The organism is Bacteroides xylanisolvens XB1A (genome assembly GCF_000210075.1).
GTDB classification, from domain to species: Bacteria; Bacteroidota; Bacteroidia; order Bacteroidales; family Bacteroidaceae; genus Bacteroides; species Bacteroides xylanisolvens.
Genome location: NC_021017.1, coordinates 4,480,285 through 4,495,071, shown reverse-complemented (window position 1 = coordinate 4,495,071; position 14,787 = coordinate 4,480,285). Strand labels below are relative to the sequence as shown.

General features: G+C 43.8%; 16 protein-coding genes. 6 read left to right on the top strand and 10 right to left on the bottom strand.

Annotated features, from left to right (window positions below):
- Positions 1-199 precede the first annotated feature (199 nt).
- Positions 200-2,044 carry a vWA domain-containing protein gene (locus tag BXY_RS17180; protein WP_015532520.1) on the bottom strand — a complete coding sequence of 615 codons (1,845 nt, stop codon included), beginning with the start codon at positions 2,042-2,044 and terminating at the stop codon, positions 200-202.
- Positions 2,045-2,233: 189 nt separating this feature from the next.
- Here BXY_RS17180 and BXY_RS17175 point away from each other — a divergent pair, with 189 nt between their 5' ends.
- The 5 genes from BXY_RS17175 to BXY_RS17155 all read left to right on the top strand — a co-directional run bounded on the left by BXY_RS17175 (position 2,234) and on the right by BXY_RS17155 (position 6,376).
- Complete coding sequence (locus tag BXY_RS17175) at positions 2,234-2,890, top strand: CDP-alcohol phosphatidyltransferase family protein (RefSeq protein WP_134993224.1); 657 nt, start codon at positions 2,234-2,236, stop codon at positions 2,888-2,890.
- Entirely contained in the window at positions 2,887-3,843 is a 957-nt protein-coding gene (locus BXY_RS17170) for a phosphatidate cytidylyltransferase (protein ID WP_008016953.1), read from the top strand. The genes BXY_RS17175 and BXY_RS17170 overlap by 4 nt, the downstream gene beginning before the upstream one ends.
- A gap of 209 nt (positions 3,844-4,052) precedes the next feature.
- A complete protein-coding gene (locus BXY_RS17165) occupies positions 4,053-4,523 on the top strand; it encodes a lysophospholipid acyltransferase family protein (protein WP_208946834.1) in 471 nt (156 codons plus the stop codon).
- A complete protein-coding gene (locus BXY_RS17160) occupies positions 4,524-5,096 on the top strand; it encodes an RNA polymerase sigma factor (protein WP_009039742.1) in 573 nt (190 codons plus the stop codon).
- Positions 5,093-6,376, top strand: a complete 1,284-nt coding sequence (locus BXY_RS17155) for an energy transducer TonB (protein WP_009039741.1) — start codon at positions 5,093-5,095, stop codon at positions 6,374-6,376. The genes BXY_RS17160 and BXY_RS17155 overlap by 4 nt, the downstream gene beginning before the upstream one ends.
- 117 nt (positions 6,377-6,493) lie before the next feature.
- On the opposite strand, the gene BXY_RS17150 is transcribed toward BXY_RS17155, so the two are convergent.
- The 6 genes from BXY_RS17150 to BXY_RS17125 all read right to left on the bottom strand — a co-directional run bounded on the left by BXY_RS17150 (position 6,494) and on the right by BXY_RS17125 (position 11,377).
- Complete coding sequence (locus tag BXY_RS17150; protein ID WP_004304792.1) at positions 6,494-7,366, bottom strand: pyridoxamine kinase; 873 nt, start codon at positions 7,364-7,366, stop codon at positions 6,494-6,496.
- Positions 7,367-7,701: 335 nt separating this feature from the next.
- Entirely contained in the window at positions 7,702-8,283 is a 582-nt protein-coding gene (locus BXY_RS17145; protein ID WP_004320694.1) for a LutC/YkgG family protein, read from the bottom strand.
- Entirely contained in the window at positions 8,280-9,665 is a 1,386-nt protein-coding gene (locus BXY_RS17140; RefSeq protein ID WP_004316181.1) for a lactate utilization protein B, read from the bottom strand. The genes BXY_RS17145 and BXY_RS17140 overlap by 4 nt, the downstream gene beginning before the upstream one ends.
- Positions 9,662-10,402 carry a (Fe-S)-binding protein gene (locus BXY_RS17135; RefSeq protein WP_004304789.1) on the bottom strand — a complete coding sequence of 247 codons (741 nt, stop codon included), beginning with the start codon at positions 10,400-10,402 and terminating at the stop codon, positions 9,662-9,664. Before BXY_RS17135 ends, BXY_RS17140 begins: the two co-directional genes overlap by 4 nt.
- A 51-nt stretch (positions 10,403-10,453) precedes the next feature.
- Complete coding sequence (locus BXY_RS17130) at positions 10,454-10,999, bottom strand: 7-carboxy-7-deazaguanine synthase QueE (RefSeq protein WP_004304788.1); 546 nt, start codon at positions 10,997-10,999, stop codon at positions 10,454-10,456.
- 21 nt (positions 11,000-11,020) lie between these two features.
- Entirely contained in the window at positions 11,021-11,377 is a 357-nt protein-coding gene (locus tag BXY_RS17125) for a 6-pyruvoyl trahydropterin synthase family protein (RefSeq protein WP_004304787.1), read from the bottom strand.
- A gap of 129 nt (positions 11,378-11,506) precedes the next feature.
- On the opposite strand from BXY_RS17125, the gene BXY_RS17120 reads away from it, so the two are divergent.
- Positions 11,507-11,866: a YbaN family protein gene (locus BXY_RS17120; RefSeq protein ID WP_004304786.1), complete on the top strand. Its 360-nt coding sequence runs from the start codon at positions 11,507-11,509 to the stop codon at positions 11,864-11,866.
- Here the strand turns inward: BXY_RS17120 and BXY_RS17115 are convergent.
- From BXY_RS17115 to BXY_RS17105, 3 genes are all read right to left on the bottom strand, one after another.
- The gene (locus tag BXY_RS17115) at positions 11,836-12,402 is read right to left on the bottom strand and encodes a 5'-methylthioadenosine/S-adenosylhomocysteine nucleosidase family protein (protein ID WP_004316179.1); all 567 of its coding nucleotides are present in this window, start codon (positions 12,400-12,402) and stop codon (positions 11,836-11,838) included. The genes BXY_RS17120 and BXY_RS17115 overlap by 31 nt on opposite strands.
- A 26-nt stretch (positions 12,403-12,428) precedes the next feature.
- Positions 12,429-13,715: a Fic family protein gene (locus tag BXY_RS17110; protein WP_015532516.1), complete on the bottom strand. Its 1,287-nt coding sequence runs from the start codon at positions 13,713-13,715 to the stop codon at positions 12,429-12,431.
- A 203-nt stretch (positions 13,716-13,918) separates the two neighbouring features.
- A complete protein-coding gene (locus BXY_RS17105; protein ID WP_015532515.1) occupies positions 13,919-14,785 on the bottom strand; it encodes a carbohydrate kinase family protein in 867 nt (288 codons plus the stop codon).
- Positions 14,786-14,787: the final 2 nt, after the last annotated feature.

Sequence of the window (14,787 nt, the reverse complement as noted above, 5' to 3'; positions counted from 1 at the left end):
CGAAATTAATTATAGTGACGGTATCCGGCAAAGATAGTGACGGTATACAACAGTGATAGCGTCACTATCCCGAGCATATACCGTCACTATTATTTTCCAGGACTATCTATCTGGAATTGTACGTTTATTCATATCAGTGAATATTACGCATAATAATATGATGTACATTTCCAATGACTCCTGTTTGCTTTCCTAGTTCTTAATTTGTTCTTTCTAATCCTTTAGCAGCCTCAACCAAACGAATGAATTCTCTTCTATATCCTTTATCATCGTTATTCAGTCCCTGTTTGGCCAGATCAATCACTTTGTCGTAACTGGCATTTCCTTTAAAGTCAGACTCCCGGAGTAACTGTCCGAACATAGCCACTGCAGAAGCAAAGCGGAAATCGGAAGAAACATTATTTCCTTTATTATCTACGAAAGGAAGTTCCAGTTTCTTGCTGACATCTTTATCCGGGGCTTTATAACGCAGTTTCACAGTCAGGAGTTCATTAGAGCCTGTCGGCTTCACGGATACTTTCTCTTTCTTCTGATATTTCAAGTCGTCTATTTTACCTACATATTCATTCTTTACTCCTGTAGGAATCACTTCGTAAAAGGCTGTCACTGTATGTCCCGCACCCATATCTCCGGCATCTTTAGCGTCATTATTAAAGTCCTCGTCTTTCAACAGACGACTTTCGTAACCAACCAGACGATATGCCTGCACTTGGGAAGGATTAAATTCGACTTGCAGTTTGACGTCTTTTGCCACTGTATGCAGCGTAGCACCGAATTCGCCTACCAAAACACGGTTGGCCTCCTGCAAGTTATCTATATAAGCATGATTGCCATTTCCCTTTTCAGCCAACACCTGAATCTTCTTATCTTTATAATTACCCATGCCATAACCCAGTACGGTAAGGAATACTCCACTCTTGCGTTCTTTTTCAATCAATTGTTCCAATCCTTCAGCGGAAGAAACGCCCACATTAAAATCACCATCGGAGCAAAGTATGATACGGTTATTGCCGTTAGAGATCAGATTCTTCTTGGCTATTCTATACGCTAACAAGATACCTGCACCACCTGCCGTAGAGCCACCCGCCGTTAATTCATCTATCGCTTCGCGAATCTTCTGTTTGTCGCTACCCGGAGTTGCTTCCAGTTTCACACCGGCACTGCCTGAATAAGTCACAATCGCTACTTTATCTTTATCACGTAAGTTATTTACCAATAATTTGAGAGATGACTTCACCAAATCCAACCGGTTGGCTCCCCACATAGAACCGGAGACATCAATCAGGAATACCAGATTAGATGCAGGCAGATTATCCGTCGGGATTTCTTTTGCTTTCAGGCCGATACGTACAAGACGATGATTGGTATTCCAGGGACAGACTCCGGATTCCATGGTAATTTTCACAGGATCACTTCCTGTCGGCTTCGGATAATCATAAGAAAAGTAGTTCACTAATTCTTCTGTACGGATAGCATCAACCGGAGGCAGTTCACCTTTATTGATAAAACGACGCATATTACTATAAGAAGCGGCGTCTACATCAATAGAGAAAGTAGAAAGCGGAGTATCCGACACACTCTTGAAACCATTCTCCTGAAACTCTCCGTATTCTTCCGCATTTACAGCATCATACATGATTCCCGGAGTCGGACATACTGCCTTGTAAGCAGTAGACATTACTTTTGCAGCTCTTGTCTCATGGCCGTATCCTACCACCACACATTCTTCCAATACCAGTTCGTCGGCTTTCATTTTCACATCCAGCATGGCCGATTTTACCACCCTTCTCTCTTGCTTATACCCGATATACTGGAACAACAACGTTTCCCCTTTCTTAGCCTGTATCGTGTACCGGCCATTCATATTCGTTACCGTACCTTTCGTAGTACCCTTTATCTGTACCGAACAGCCAACAAGCGGAGTTCCATCCTTTGCATCCGTCACAGTACCCGACACGGTAATAGCTTGCGCGTTCACCATACCTAAAGAAACAACTGCCATCAGCAGTACGAGCATCATTGCTCTGAATTGATTTGTTTTCATAACTTCATTATTTAAAATGTTACTAATAGTTCGCTTTTACTATAGAGATGCAGATTTCACACTGATTCCATAAATGACTTGAACTTTTTTTATCCGGCAGAAAAAAAGAGTCCTTTCAAAATTCTCCCTTATTCCTTTGCCACTCATCAGATGATGTGTATATTTGCGAATCATAAACATATCACAAATATGAAAAACGAAGTCGACGGAAGGCGGGAAATAGCCTCGCGAAACACGGCCTGGGCTAATAACATTGCCCGCAAACTAACTCATTGGGGTGTCACTCCCAATCAAATTTCCATGATGAGTATATTCTTCGCTATGGTAGGTTGCCTCCTGCTGATTGGCACAGTCATTTATCCCGGCTTCAATAAATATGTAGCCTATATCCTGTTCATCGTTTGTATGCAGTCACGGTTGCTCTGCAACCTGTTCGATGGGATGGTTGCCATTGAAGGAGGAAAAAAAAGTGCCAACGGAGATCTTTATAACGATATGCCCGACCGTTTTGCCGATGCATTATTCATCATTCCCGTCGGGTATGTAGCAGGTGGATTCGGAGTCGAATTGGGATGGCTGGGCGCCCTTCTTGCTGTTATGACAGCTTATTTCCGCTGGATAGGAGCCTACAAAACACATCAGCATTTCTTTAATGGTCCAATGGCCAAACAACACCGCATGGCATTGCTGACACTGACCTTTGTAGTCGCCACCTGCACCATCCATTCAGGATACGACCGGATGGTATGCTTCATCGCCCTAATCATTATCAACATCGGTCTTATCGCGACACTGATACATCGCCTGTACCTCATGTCACACACAACAAACACTGAAATAAAATGAAAAATCTACTGGATAAAATATTCCCTACACTAAGCGATGAGTTGATTATTGTCATCTCGCTTATCATCGGACTGCTTGTTACGGCAAGCCTTATTCTTTTCCTTGTAAAAAAGATATCTCCGAAAACAAATATCAGCGAACTCGCCGCACGCACGCGCTCATGGTGGATCATGGCGGGTATGTTTATCGGTGCTGTATTTATCAGCTATAACATCTCTTATTTCTTCCTTGCCTTTCTCTCTTTCATTGCTTTCAGAGAACTTTATTCTGTATTGGGATTCAGAGAGGCTGATCGCGGAGCACTGTTTTGGGGCATACTGTCTATCCCCATTCAATATTATCTGGCTTACCTTGCCTGGTATGGAGCATTCATCATCTTCATTCCGGTAGTCATGTTCCTCGTATTGCCTTTACGGCTTGTTTTAAAGGGAGACACACACGGAATCACCAAGTCGATGGCACTGTTGCAATGGATTCTGATGCTTTCGGTATTCGGTATCAGCCACCTCGCTTATCTCCTGTCGCTTCCCGAACTACCGGGATTCAGTTCCGGTGGACGGGGCCTGCTGTTGTTCCTTGTATTCCTTACGGAAATCAATGACATCATGCAATTTATCTGGGGTAAACTTCTCGGACGGCATAAGATTCTTCCGAAAGTAAGTCCGAACAAGACATGGGAAGGTTTCCTGGGCGGTGTCATCAGTACCACTGTCATTGGTTACTTTCTCGGTTTCCTGACTCCCCTCTCCGCTCCCAACGTTATTCTGGTTAGCGCCCTCCTTGCGATTGCCGGATTCTCGGGAGACGTGGTCATCTCCGCTATCAAGAGAGATAAAGGAATTAAAGATATGGGGAACAGTATTCCCGGTCATGGAGGAGTATTCGACCGGATAGATTCGCTGTCCTACACTGCTCCTGTATTTTTTCATTTAGTTTATTACATTGCATATTAAACGGAGAGAATGGAAAAAAGATTCATGCAAGCTGCTGCGATGCAGATTATATATAAAGGTGTTTTCCAATGGTTCCTAAAATTAATCGTAGGGGTTCAGTTCACCGATTGCCGCTTCCTTAAAAAAGAAAAGCAATTCATTATCCTTGCCAACCATAACAGTCACCTGGACACCCTAAGCCTGTTGGCTTCCCTGCCCGGCGATCTTTTGTGGAAAGTCAAACCCGTAGCAGCAGAAGACTATTTCGGGAAAACCCGCTTTCAGGCTTCCATCAGCAACTTTTTCATCAATACGCTTCTTATCAGAAGAAAAGGGGAAAAAGATTCGGAGCACGACCGATCCGTAAGATGCTTGAAGCCATTGATGCCGGATATTCACTGATTCTTTTTCCGGAAGGAACCAGAGGGAAACCGGAGCAGATGGGAAAAATAAAATCCGGCATTGCCCGTATCCTATCGCTACGACCTGAAGTGAAATATATTCCTGTATTCATGACCGGTATGGGACGCTCTTTACCCAAAGGAAAGATGATCCTGTTGCCATACAAAGCATCCATCTATTATGGTATGCCCGCTTTGGTAAAGAGTACGGATACACATGAAATATTAGAGCAGATAACAGGTGATTTTGAAAGAATGAAAGAAAAATATCAAGTCGTTATCGACGAAGAAGAGGAATAGATGTTGTTTTTCAAAAGAAACATATCGAAACTATCGGACGAGGAATTACTGATACACTATACGAAGTCCGGCGATACGGAATATTTCGGTGAATTATATAACCGATATATCCCGTTACTGTACGGACTTTGCCTGAAATACCTGCATGATGAAGACCGGGCACAGGAAGCAGTCATGCAGTTGTTTGAAGATTTATTGCCTAAACTGAGAAATTATGAGATAAAAGTTTTCAAGCCATGGCTCTACCGGGTGGCGAAGAATCATTGCCTGCAACTTTTACGGAAGGAAAATAAAGAAATTCCGTTAGATTATACGGTTAATATTATGGAATCTGACGAATTTCTGCATCTATTAAGTGAAGAGGAAAGTTCGGAGGAACAACTGAAGGCATTACATCACTGTCTCGAAAAGTTGCCCGAAGAACAACGGACCAGTATTACGCGTTTCTTTCTGGAAGAGATGTCGTATGCCGACATTGTGGAACAGACCGGATTTACTCTGAACAATGTGAAAAGCTATATCCAGAACGGAAAGCGAAATTTAAAAATTTGTATCAAGAAACAAGCCCTATGAAACTATTGGACTACATACGAGGACTCCGCAAAGGAAAAGAGGCACACCGACTGGAACGAGAGTCGATGCAGGATCCTTTCCTGGCCGATGCTATGGATGGTTACAGCCAGGTGGAGGGAAATCACGAACAACGGATCGAGAAACTGCGGATGCAGGTTTCAGCTCATTCGGCAAAGAAAAAGAACACCCGTGCTATCACTTGGAGCATCGCTGCCTGTCTGGCTATCGGATTCGGTATCAGCAGTTATTTCCTGTTCCTGAAAAAGAGTATGACGGACGAAGTGTTCATTGCCAAAGAGAGTGTTTCCTCCAAGTTGGCTGAACCCGCAGTTCCGCCCACTCCGGCCATTCCTGCAACTCCAACAGTTCCGGCAACTCCACAAAAGGAAATCGCATTGGCTACCGCAAAGGTAAAAACGGATTCCACTCCTGCTTCCGAAGATTCCACGCCTGTTTCCGAAATTACTGCGAGACAAGCGGATAAGAAAGATATGATTGCCAAAATCCAAGCGACTTCCCAACCACAACAAGGTACGCCGCCTGTGGCAACTGTGCCGGTGATGGAGGAAGTGTCGGAAGAGACTGCCGCATTGCAAGAAGTAGTAGCAACGATGGATACTTTCGAATCTGAATCTGATAAGAAAATGAAGTTGGCTAAGGTAGCGACTATCCTTCCTCAAAAGAACATGATTAAAGGGAGAGTGACCGACGAAAAAGGAGAACCGCTTATCGGAGCCAGTGTGACATATAAAGGAACGAATATCGGAACCATCACAAATATGAATGGAGAATTTTCGTTAGTCAAAAAGGATGATAAGAAACGATTAACAGCGGAGTATATCGGATATGATCCGGTAGAAATCCGGGTAGATACCAGCCGGACGATGCTCATTGCCATGAACGAAAACAAACAGGTACTCAATGAAGTGGTGGTAGTGGGATACGGCGCTAAGAAAAATAAGAAGTCAACAACTGCCGGAAATGTTGTGACGGTTAAAGAACAGGCAAAGAAAGAGATTACTCCGCAACCTGTCATCGGAAAACGTAGCTATCAGAAATACCTGAAAGAGAATCTCGTTCGTCCAACGGATGATAACTGTAAAGATATTAAAGGGGAGGTAGTCCTTTCTTTCTTTGTTAATGAAGAAGGAAAGCCGCAAAATATCACTGTTATTCATGGATTATGTGAATTCGCTGATAAAGAAGCCATCCGGCTTGTCAAAGAAGGACCTAAGTGGACAAGTGGAAAACTCCCGGCAAGAGTAACAGTACGATTCTGAACTTAATAAATACCAATAAGAAGGCACATTTGTGCCAACACAGTGGCACAGACATGCAAACAAGGTGGCATTGTTGTGCCAACCTATTGGCATAGTAATAACAACACAAAGCCTATCTTAAATCAGTTCGTAACTAGCCATCTGTATTGGCATATCCAAATTATGAAGCACTTTCTCCAATAGAATACCCTCTCGGTTATCATATTCATACCCGAAAGTGGCACGAATACCTTGCAGGATAAACTGTGTGGCACGGTCCAATGCCATCGGCAGACTGTCTCCCTGCATTAAAGAGCCGGTGATGACACTTGTAAAAGTATCGCCCGTGCCGGGATAATGTGCAGGCAGATAAGGGCAGGTCACTTTCCAGTAGCGGTTTCCCTGACGGTTATATGCATAGACAGATGTTTTATGAGGCTCATCATGTACAGGAACACTGGTGATGATAACCACTTGCGGACCTTTGTCGGACAAAAGACGAAGATATTCTTTCAGCTCTTCATCCGTGTTATCTGCTTTATAGGGTTTATCCAATAAATAAAACAGTTCCGTCAGATTGGGGGTAATCACATCTGCTTTCGTGATTAAGTGGCGCATTTCTTTTATCATCTCTCCATCAAAGTTGGTGTATAATCGTCCGTTATCTCCCAACACCGGATCGGCAACGATCAGGCTGTCCGGCCGACGAAAGTCCCTGATAAAATCAGAAACAATCTGAATTTGTCTCGGAGAACCCAAGTATCCGGTATAGATAGCGTCGAACTCTACCTCCAGTTTCTTCCATTGGGCAATAATCTTCGGCATTTCGTCCGTCAGGTCGAGGAAGGAGAAACCGGGATATTGCGTATGATTGGATAATACAGCCGTAGGAAGCGGACAGACCTGAAAACCCATGGATGAAAGAATAGGAATGACGACGGTCAGAGATACGCGCCCCATTCCCGAAAGGTCATGGACGGCGGCTATTTTCTTTACTTTATTGGCATACATATAATTTATAATTAAACGTTTTACTACTCTTATCCTACAAATTCATTTATCTACTATGGACAAACAGAAACAGATATTCAATTTACATCAAAGGAGATTCGACTATATTCTCCCAAAGACTCTATTACATCCGATGGAAGCCGGACTTTATCCAAACAGAGCCTCTATTTACATCAAACGGAAGCTCTGTTTATATAAAACAAAAGCTCTATTTCTTATCAATAGAGCCTCTGTTTTTACAGCGTCAACGGAGTCTCCATTTCGTTTGCACTAACAAATATAAAACTCCATTGTTTTGAAACCAAATTTATTTTAGAATAATCAACACGGAAACATTAGGTTAATATCACTAACACGTCTCGTGCCCCATGCGCTCCCATCACTAAAGCCTGCTCAATATCGGCAGTCTTTGACGGACCGGAGATGAACGTTCCGAACTGATATTCCTGTCCGTCCAGTTCGCGGTAGGCGTCATACATGGTATCTACAATTTTATTCCGGTCGAGCAGAATGACCAACTTCTCCGAAATAAAATAGATTGCTTTATATTTCACCGTCTGCGGTATCCAGATGGCTCCGTTTTCGGCTACTCCGATTTCTCCTTTCACTACGGCAACATCTGTGCCGTCCAATTCTTTCGGATCATCCAAATTATCGGGATTGAACGTAGCACAGGAAATATCCGGCAATACGGAAGCAATGCGCATAGCCTCCGGATAAGTCCGGCGTATGACCGCATTCACATCTTCCCCTTCGCCCAATACAACTGCCGCACCACCCACTGCACGGCTGATTGCACAAAACTGTTCTATCTTATCAGGATATGACAATCGTTTCATATCCGCAATATCCGGTTTATCATAACGCGTCTGCGTATGCTGGCGGATGCTGGCTAATATTTCTTCTCTACTACTCATTTGGATTCCTCCTTTCCCTGTACTTTGTTTTTCTTCCACATTTCATTGAACGACTCGCTGGCAAATTCCGGCAGTTCACGCCCCTTTCCCCAATCGTCGAGATCGTTGTATTTCATGAAACGAGGCAGGCTATTTACCACCGGGGCTGCCCACAAGGCTGCGTTGAACAATGCCGGACGCTCCATCAGGAACTTCATACCACCGGACATGATCTTCTTTCCCGTATTGGCTTTCCCCAGTCCGTCCAAATCCTGACGCCATTTGTAAATCTGTTCGGCCAAATCTACTTTCACCGGACAGACATCGGAACAGGACATACACAGAGAACAGGCTGAAAGATTATCATAATACTTCTCCGGAGCGTGAGCCATACCCAAGTTGATGCCAATAGGTCCGGGGATGAAGTACGTATAAGAGTAGCCTCCACTCCGGCGGTACACCGGGCAGGTGTTCATGCACGCACCGCAACGAATACAGTTCAGTGTCTTGATATGATCGGGCTTGGACAGTAAGGCACTCCGGCCGTTGTCTACGATGATAATATGATATTCACCGCCTTCGCGGGGACGGCGGTAATGAGAGGTATATGTTGTCACCGGTTGTCCGGTGGCCGAACGGGCGAGTAATCGGGTGAACACACCCAATGCGTCCAAATCCGGGACGATCTTTTCCATACCGAAAGCGGCAATGTTCAGTTTCGGGTAGGAAGTACCCATATCGGCATTTCCTTCATTGGTGCAGACCACAATGTCACCGGTTGAAGCGACGGCAAAGTTGGCGCCTGTCATGGCGGCTTCGGCATTGAGGAAGAGATGGCGCAGGTTCTTACGTGCGGCATGAGTCAGGTAGGTAGGATCAAAGTTTCCCTTTTCCGTGCCCATCTCCTTTTCGAATAGTTCGCCTACCTGTTCCCGTTTGATGTGGATGGCGGGCAATACAATGTGGCTTGGTTCGAGATGCATCAATTGCAGGATGCGTTCGCCCAAATCGGACTCTACGACATCGATGCCCCGCTCCATCAGGAAAGGATTCAATCCACACTCTTCGGCGAGCATGGACTTGCTCTTGATGAAATGGTGGACGTTATGCTCATTCAGTATTTCGTAGACGATGGCGCAGTATTCATCGGCATCTTTTGCCCAATGTACGATGGCGCCGTTGGCGGTAGCATTCTTCTCAAACTCCAGCAGAAGTTCTTCGAGGTGGCTGTTGGAGTATAGTTTCAACTCGCAAGCCTTGTTACGCAACTCTTCCCATTCGGGAACTTCCTTGCTCATCTTGTCCCTTTTGGCACGGACCATCCAAAGGGTTTCATTATGCCATGCTGCCATCTTGCTGTCCTGCAAGAACTTTTCGGCAGCCTTTGAATGTTTTGTACTCATGATTGCGACGCTAGAATTTCTACAATATGGATAATCTGAATAGGCAGATGCTCCCGTTTGATGACACCTTGCATGTGCATCAGGCAGGAACTGTCCGCTCCGACAATATACTCGGCTCCGGTAGCGATGTGATCTTTTACCTTATCACGCCCCATGCAGACGGAGACTGCCTGCTCTTCCACCGCAAACATTCCGCCAAAGCCGCAACACTCGTCAATATGGCTGGGCTCGAATACTTCGATGCCTTCTACCAGATTGAGCAGGTCACGCAATTTATTGTAATAAGGGATGTTCAGTTCGGTGGGAGCGGAAATCAACAGTTCGCGCACCCCATGACAGCTATTGTGAATACTGACTTTATGAGGAAAGCGTGCAGGAATTTTGGAAGGTTTCAAGACATCGTGAATGAACTCACAAATATCATAAATCTTTCCCGCACTCTGACAAACATGTCCTTCTTTCTCCAAGATGCCCGGATGATTCTCTTTCACAAATGCCACACAACTGGCGGAAGGACCGACGATGTAATCGTATTCCCGAAACAGATCGTCAAAACGGAGTGCCAATTTCATCGATTCATCTTCAAAACCGGCATTTGCCATCGGTTGTCCGCAACAAGTCTGATCCAACGGATAATCGACGTCTACTCCCAAACTTTTCAATAGTCTATACGATGCCACTCCCACATTGGGGTAAATAGCATTGATATAACAAGGAATAAACAAACCTACTTTCATACTATATTTTGTAATAATTTAAGCTTCTTCCGCATCACCCGTCTATTTTGTTCAACGGATGTCGATTAATTTGTGTGTTTGCAGGCTGAGTCTCCATTTGGGATGTCGCATTACACAGTCCACTGTTGAAGCAGTGTTATTACAAGAACAAGGCTGGAGGAAAAAATGTTCGGCCGGAAGTAGTTCAAAAATACTTATATCTTGTCCTTCATAGACCACTTTCACTTCATCCATCCGGTCGATGGCAAGTTTCACCCCTTGTTTGGGGGAGCAGGTCACCCAGTCGATAGCTGCCGGCAGGGGGCGTGTACCGTTGGTTTCGATGGTCACATATTTGCCTGCTTGGTGCAAACGGTCAATCAATTCATCGTCTATCCATAAGGAAGGTTCGCCGCCCGTAAGGACAACGGTGACGGCAGGATATTTTTTCACTTCGGCGATTATTTCATCGTCGGTCATCATTTTTCCTTCTTCGTGTTGTGTGTCGCAAAAGTCACATTTCAGGTTGCAGCCGGAAAAACGGACGAAGATGGCCGGAGTTCCGGTATGGTAGCCTTCGCCCTGCAAGCTGTAAAAGATTTCATTAATCTTTCTCATCATCAAAATTTGTTTGGTTTGCTATTCTTGTCCTTCTGCGCCGACGGGATCTTTCTCGTAGATGACAATGTTTCCTTCCGATTCCTGCACTTCTACTTTATAGCATTGAGGAATCTGTTTGCATACCCACCGGGCGATATTCTCCGCTGTGGGATTAAATGGGAGTACTTCGTTCAGATTTTGATGGTCGAGTTTCTCCGTGACCACTTCTTTGATGCGGGTGAAATCTACCACCATTCCTTCGGAGTTGAGCCGTGCGGAACGGCAATAGACGGTGATAATCCAGTTGTGACCGTGTAAACTGGCGCATTTACTGCGATACGGGAGTACCAGCTTATGAGAAGCCGAAATCTCCATGCGTTTGATTACTGTAAACATGAGTGTATGTATTTTAATAGTTACACGCATCTAATGTCACCTCGATGCAACGGCAAAGGTAATATAAAATAGAGTTTTCATCCAGCAAAGAGTGTTATTTTTTCCCTTTTTTTGCACTATCTTTGCCGCATGAAAACTCTATATATTGTTTTAGGTAGTATTTCCCTTGCGCTCGGTATTCTCGGCATCTTTCTGCCGCTACTGCCCACTACCCCTTTTCTATTGCTCACCGCCGCCCTTTATTTCAAAGGGTCGCCCCGATTATATAACTGGCTGCTCAACCATCGGCACTTCGGTCCTTATATCCGCAATTTCCGCGAAAACAAGGCGATTCCTCTCCGTGCCAAAATAATTTCTCTCGTATTAATGTGGGGAACGATGCTTTATTGCATTTTCTTCCTAATACCTTTTATATGGGTAAAGATTCTCCTGGGATTGATAGCCGCAGGAGTCACTTATCATATTCTTTCTTTCAAGACATTGAAATAGTGTGATAGTCCCTGCCGTGCATCGGCAAGTTTATCTTCCCAATGTTTCACGGAGTTCTGACCAATAATATCAGTCACGTATTTCACGGAAATAAACGGGATTTCTTTTGAACGGCAGACAAATGCCTGTGCGTATGCTTCCATATCTACAACATCTCCGCTAACATGGGTCAACTCGGTGAGGAAGCCATCTCCTGTATTGCAGATTCCATGTTCCGTCCAATGCGTGCAATATCCTTTTTCTTCGAGCAGAGCTGATGAATCGATCTCACACTCCAATCCGAACTCTTTCATTTTCTGCATATCACGGTCTACAAACTTGCGACATACAAAAATATCTCCTACCTGATGGTTGACTGTTCCGGCACTTCCGATATTGAGCACCAAGTCCGGTTGTACCTGACGGATTGCCTCTGCCAAATGAAAGGCTGATTTCACTTTACCAATACCTGTACGAACGTAGTAAGGTTCTATATCCGGCCATTTAAGTTCTACAAATTCGCCTTGTACGGCGTAGGTTACTAATATTTTCAACATGGGTTTCTTTATTTCACAAATTATTATTATCCAATGAGATATGCAAAATACTTATATACCAAATCGTCGATTGACATCTCCTTTTGTTCAAAACGCATTTTATCCAATGGAGAAATTCTTTCCTCTACAGTTTTTTGCTTCTTATACATAGAAGATATATAATCATTTCCATCACGATTTATCAGTACAGAATCAGTAAAGTCAGCTACTCGGGTATCTGATTCTACATAATTTAATGTGTATGATACATCCCTGACACGCCCCTGTATAGGCGAAAGAATTCCCTTTGCCACTAAATCCTTCACATCCCTAGTAGCTGTATCTAATGAAACTTCGGCCAACTTGCTCCAATTTTTTGCAGTAAGTTTTCCTTCATAGCCATTCAGATATATATTGAGGATCATTCGTTGTCTTTCAGTTATAATGCTCCCCGAATGAGTTTTCCAAAAAATCGCTTTATTCAATATGCCGCTTAACAAGCCATTGGATTCATCAATAGCCCGTTTAAGACAAGCCAGATACCATTCTAACCATTCTGTAATATCACCATTTCCACGTTGAGCCTGTTCCAGCATACGATAATAAGCCTTCTTTTCCTTATTAATCTGCATAGACATACTAAAGAATCGCAATTTACTGCGATCTGTCTGGGATAATACCATATCTGATATAGCTCTCGCAATACGACCATTCCCATCGTCAAACGGATGGATACATACAAACCAGAAATGAGCAATTGCAGACTTTAATAATGACGGAGCTATATTGGGGGCATTAAACCATAAAAGAAATTTATCCATTTCGTCATATACACGTTCCGGCCCGGGAGCACGATAATGTATTCTTTCCCGCCCAAATGTACCGGAAACAACCTCCATAGCTTCAGTACGATAACTTCCCACTAAAATATCAGAAAAGCCACTTTTACCTGTTGGGAAAAGTGCGGAATGCCATCCGAATAATCTATCATGTGTTAACGGAGTTTCGTAATTCATTATAGCATCAAGCATCATCTCGACCATTCCATCAATATAATGCGTCGGTTCTTTCACATCGGGTACAGCTACACCTAATTTTCGGGCAACGGAAGAACGTACCTCTGCTGTATTCAAAGTTACTCCTTCAATTTCTGAAGATGCAACAACATCATGCGTCACAGCTTCCACCGTAGCGATCATCTGACTATCAAATCCAATTGTACTTAACCTTCCAACAAGATATCCGATAGCCCTGTTTGTCAGGGCTATCGCATCTGACAATCTTTCAGCGTTCCATCTGAATGAACTCCAATTTTCTATTTCATGGATAAACATACCATCAGTTATTTCTGCAAAAATAACTATTAAATTGGAGTTATCTATAAAAATGCGGTTAAAAGAGGTATGATAAGCCGCAAATTTTGCGGTTAATTAATGAGATTAAACCGCATTTAATAAAAACAAGGCATATTCATCACGCTTGGTTTGAAGAATCATTCAAACCAAGTACGAAACTTCCTTATGTGGAGTACCCAATATTACTTTTTACTATCCGGCAACGGATTAATAGCCCCCCTTTGTGTACAAGTATATGCCGATACATCTACCGCTTTGCGGTGTGATTCAGCAACCGACGCCCCTCTAAGTATGTTCACAACAAAGGTAGCAGTAAACGAGTCGCCTGCACCTACAGTATCGGCCACCTCGACTTTAGGTGTGTTTATGGATGACACTTCCCCACTTACATCATATATGCCACTACGTACTGCCCCCTGTGTGAATATAACATATTTGAGCGAGAAACGAGCAATGAGTTCTGCGATAGCTTCCACAAAATCAGTCGAAAGGGAAAGAAGAGAAATCAATAACGGCAATTCGTCTTCATTCAATTTGAGCACATTTGCCTTTTGCAAGGATTCCACAATCAAGTCTGTCGAATAAAAACGTTGCCTGATATTAATATCAAACACCTTCAAAGAGGTATCCGGCACGGCATCTATGAGTCTCAAGATTGCAGCACGTGACTTTTCACTTCGTTGTGCCAAAGAGCCCCAACAAACAGCATCTGCATCGCTGACAAGTTTCATGGTCGCAGGACTACACTCGATAGCATCCCAAGCAACATTCTCAACAATCTCATATTGCGGTACACCGGCCTCATTCAACGACACAAGCACTTTACCTGTCGGCAAAATATTACGGGAAATATATCCTAAATCAAGTCCGGTCTCTTTAAGCACCGTAAATGTTTCATCACCGAGTTCGTCGCCACCTATTGCCGTAACGGGATATGATTCTGCTCCCAACTCCTTTGCAAAAAAACAGAAATTGATAGGCGCTCCGCCAAGTCTCTTACCTTCCGGGAAGCAATCCCAAACAACTTCTCCTATACCTATTATTTTCATGG